General features: G+C 56.3%; 2 protein-coding genes. One reads left to right on the plus strand and one right to left on the minus strand.

What is annotated here, in order from left to right; translation table 11 throughout:
• The first annotated feature begins 126 nt into the window (after positions 1–126).
• On the plus strand, positions 127–1,011 hold the full coding sequence (locus C7I56_RS12190) for a DUF7946 domain-containing protein (RefSeq protein WP_483414916.1): 885 nt from the start codon (positions 127–129) through the stop codon (positions 1,009–1,011).
• An 83-nt stretch (positions 1,012–1,094) separates the two neighbouring features.
• On the opposite strand, the gene C7I56_RS12195 is transcribed toward C7I56_RS12190, so the two are convergent.
• Positions 1,095–1,991 carry an IS1595 family transposase gene (locus C7I56_RS12195; RefSeq protein ID WP_106640914.1) on the minus strand — a complete coding sequence of 299 codons (897 nt, stop codon included), beginning with the start codon at positions 1,989–1,991 and terminating at the stop codon, positions 1,095–1,097.
• Positions 1,992–2,055: the final 64 nt, after the last annotated feature.

Here is a 2,055-nt window from a genome sequence, read left to right on the forward strand (position 1 = left end):
ATGGACCCTGAAACGAGTTGGGGTCTATCCCCTTAGCATAGGTATCGCTTGACTCAAGTATAGCACGTCTTATCGCATAAGCCCCTAAAATCAGGGGGCGCTCCATATGTCCGAACAGACATTCTGATAAGTTATGATGGTGGTGACGCTAACAGAAATTCAATCGACGCCAAGCTTTACGGTCAATCCCTGCAAGGCGTTGACCGGATGGTGTCTGATTGCATCATCATATTTTCGCAAATGCGCCTTCCTAAACGGGGAGAGCGCGCACCACTCGTTCTCAAAGTTAGAGAGGCGGAAGCAGGATCGCACAACACTCCCGCTTTCTACCAAGAGCTTTCCGAGCTGCTGGCTGTTGGCGTGCCGATTGTTTCTGCCATCGGTCCCGAAATTCTCTCGCACTACGTTTCAGCCATCCTGGATCGTTTTCGTGGGAAAGGTGACGCGGTGGAAGCGGCGATAGCCAAAATGGCAGAGATGCACCGTGCAACCGTAGAGGGCATGACCCAGATGCAACGCGACGCGCTAGAGGCCTTAGATCGCAAGGACGCCAGACAGCATGAAGAGCATATGGGTCTTCAGGAGATATTGCGGCGGGCGATCGAGGCCAGCGGGGGCGCTGCTGTGGATTATGTCGCCCCGGTGGGGCGTTCGGTAGACACCGCCTTGTTCAAGGCCGGAGGTCGGGCAGTTGGCACTGTGAACAAAGAAGACGCCGACGCGATAAGGGAATCGCAGAAGCTGGATTGGAAGCCGCTAGGAGAACTGCCTTTGCGTACCGATGGCTTCAAGTTCCACTCTAATGGCTTGAGCGTCGAAAATCCGGAGCGGGATGGCTATATGATGGCGGAGGTGAACGACCCTGCGTTTTACGAGGAGTCGAACGCATACACTATGGCCGCTCAAAAACGGGGACGGATCATGGTTCTCGCCCGCAAGGGTTACAAGAACGGCGCCTTGGCGAAAATCCAGATAGTGAACTTTGTGAGGGAGTTAGATGGTGACGCTTAGGAAGGCCCGTGATGAAGGCAAACTAGACGAGTTCATCAAAGAGCGGGAAGCGGAAGCCTCCCGCGAGGGCGATGAGGACGCCTTCAATCGCGGTCTTCGCTCAATGGCCGGAAAGTCGTCAGAAGCTCCGAAAGCATCACCGCGTCGTGACCGCGACGATTGAAGCGATATTCAAATTCCTTCGCATATTTTTCGAGGTGCTTGCCGCTCACAGACACGTGGGTGCCGTTGATCGACCGCTTTAGCTGCGACCAGTAGCTTTCGATGCCGTTCACCGTTGCGCCTGTCGGGCTGACATACTGCCCGATCTTGTGCGTCACCGTCTCATGCTGGAATCCGCAAGCATCGAGGTGGCGATAGCTGCCAAATTCATCGGTGTGGACCGTGGTGCCGGGAAGCACGTTCTCATGGATAAGGCCGGTCATGGCGTCACGGCGGCGGCTCTTGACCACCTTAGTGACGATCTCGCCACCGCGTTCCATCATGCCGACAATGGCCGTCTTGTTGGCCTTGTAACCGCTGCCCTTGCCCTTCACCGAACCGCCGATGAGCGTTTCGTCGATTTCGACGACTTCGCCGGGACCGCCAACGGGCGTGTCACCATCGACTTCGCCCATGTGCTTGCGGATTTCATGGCCCATGCGCCATGCGGTCTTATACGTCACGCCTAGTTGGCGCTGGAGCTCCTTCGCCGGAACGCCGTGGCGCGTCGTGGTGAAGAGATAGACGGCATAGAACCAAAGCTGGAGCGGGGTGCGGGTCTGCTCGAACGGCGTCCCCACGGTCGGGTGAAGGTGATGGCCGCACCACTGGCAGGAATAAGCCCGCTCTGCCTTGATGCGATACCAGTTGGACGGGCGTTCACATTTCGGGCACTCGAAGCCCTGACCAAAGCGAACGTCAAACAGGTGCTGCAAGCAGGCTTCATCGTCTGGAAACTGCTTGAAGAATTGTGCAATGGTGAGAGGCTTCTTGCTCATACCCATTGTATAGCCGAAACGGGTTACGTATGCAAGGGGGATAGACCCCAAACGAATTCAGGGT

Source organism: Allosphingosinicella vermicomposti (assembly GCF_003012815.1).
GTDB classification, from domain to species: domain Bacteria; phylum Pseudomonadota; class Alphaproteobacteria; order Sphingomonadales; family Sphingomonadaceae; genus Allosphingosinicella; species Allosphingosinicella vermicomposti.

Coding starts and splice junctions, on each gene's coding strand:
- C7I56_RS12195 (WP_106640914.1), bottom strand. CDS start 1,991: ATGAGCAAGAAGCCTCTCACCATTGCACAATTCTTCAAGCAGTTTCCA.